This is a genomic window from Sphingomonas endophytica (genome assembly GCF_001476895.1).
GTDB classification, from domain to species: Bacteria; Pseudomonadota; Alphaproteobacteria; order Sphingomonadales; family Sphingomonadaceae; genus Sphingomonas; species Sphingomonas endophytica_A.
This window is the reverse complement of sequence record NZ_LDTB01000124.1, coordinates 1-1,295: the sequence shown is the minus strand read 5'-3', so window position 1 is coordinate 1,295 and position 1,295 is coordinate 1. Positions and strand designations below refer to the sequence as shown.

Genomic DNA, 1,295 nt, shown 5'->3' with positions numbered 1-1,295 from the left:
CTTATGACCGATAGTCGTTCCGCGAATGAAGTCCTCGATACCATCCGCGTTCGAGAAGTTGTGGGGACGCTCAAGAGTCGCGAGGCCCTCGATCGGCTCGTCGACGATCTGACTCGATCCGGATTCGACCGAGGCGATATCGACCTTATGGCGAGCCCAATGACGGTCATGCGCGCTCTGGGAGCATACTATTCGGCGCCGATCGTAGCGGCAGAGCATCCCGATGCCCCCCGACGTGAGTTGATCAAACCGGATGATGAAACCACTGCGACCGCCTTGGTGTTCGGAACCCTGATAACGATTGGCACCGTGGGAGCCGCGCTCCCAATCGTGGCATCAGGTGGAGCTTTGGCTGCCGCAGCTGCTGCGGCGCTTGCCGGCGGTGCTACCGCGGCCGGCCTGGCCAAGATCATCAAAAATCGCCTTGTCAGTACTGGGGAGAGTATTGACTTGGAGGACGAGTTGCGGATGAGCGGTCTAGTCGTATTGGTGCGCGTTCGCGACCCAGAAGCAGAACACAAGGCGCAGGAAATCATGCGCCGGTGCGGCGCGGAACACGTTCACGTTCACGAGGTGGAGCTCAAGAAGACCTTGGCCGACGTTCCGCTATCTTCCATCAATCCTGACCCGTGGCTCGGCGATGACAGAAGCGGCACTTGATTGGCTGGGCAATGTGCGACCTCACAACAGAATCTTTGACGAGAAACATTGACTGTCGTCAATTCAATGCTTGCTCCGAGCTGTATGGTTCTATTTGACCAAGAGTAGACGGGCTTTAGGAGAATTGACCACTGGGTACATAAGCCGGGGCAATTGACTTGAAACTACGACTAGGATCGCTTTCATGGCTCGCACAGTTGCAATCATTGTTGGAAGCATCCGCAAGGAGTCAATCAATCTGAAGCTCGCCAAGGCTTTGGTGAAGCTCGCACCAAACGTCTTCGATTGCGACTTCATCCTAATCGATGACCTACCGGTATACAATCAGGATCTCGATTAATCGCCGCCCGAAGCGGTATCGCGCACAAAATCGCAAATCGCCGCAGCCAAGAGCCCTTCTGTTCGTGACGCCCGAGCACAATCGCTCGCTTCCGACCGCGCTTAAGAATGTTCTGGATTGGGTATCGCGGCCATACGGAAAGAATCTGTGGGCTGGCAAGCCTGCCGGCATTGCGGGTGCATCGATCGGAGCGATCGGCACCGCAGTCGCTCAAGCCCATCTACGCAGTGTGCTTGGTTATCTTGACGTCCCGACGCTCGGACAGCCGGAAGTGTATATTCATTTCTCCCAGGGC

3 protein-coding genes are annotated in these 1,295 nt (G+C 56.3%); all 3 read left to right on the top strand.

Features of this window, described 5'->3' with window-relative positions; genetic code table 11:
• Nucleotides 1-660 (top strand): hypothetical protein (locus NS334_RS16280; protein ID WP_342585558.1); only part of this gene is annotated, 660 nt, incomplete at its 5' end.
• A gap of 184 nt (nucleotides 661-844) precedes the next feature.
• Nucleotides 845-1,000, top strand: a complete 156-nt coding sequence (locus NS334_RS19450) for an NADPH-dependent FMN reductase (protein ID WP_428835065.1) — start codon at nucleotides 845-847, stop codon at nucleotides 998-1,000.
• On the top strand, nucleotides 966-1,295 hold a 330-nt coding region (locus tag NS334_RS17890; protein WP_206542674.1), incomplete at its 3' end, for an NADPH-dependent FMN reductase. The genes NS334_RS19450 and NS334_RS17890, both read left to right, overlap by 35 nt.

Excerpts from the sequence above, each read along its gene's own strand:
- NS334_RS19450 (WP_428835065.1), top strand. The coding sequence starts at position 845 with ATGGCTCGCACAGTTGCAATCATTGTTGGAAGCATCCGCAAGGAGTCA.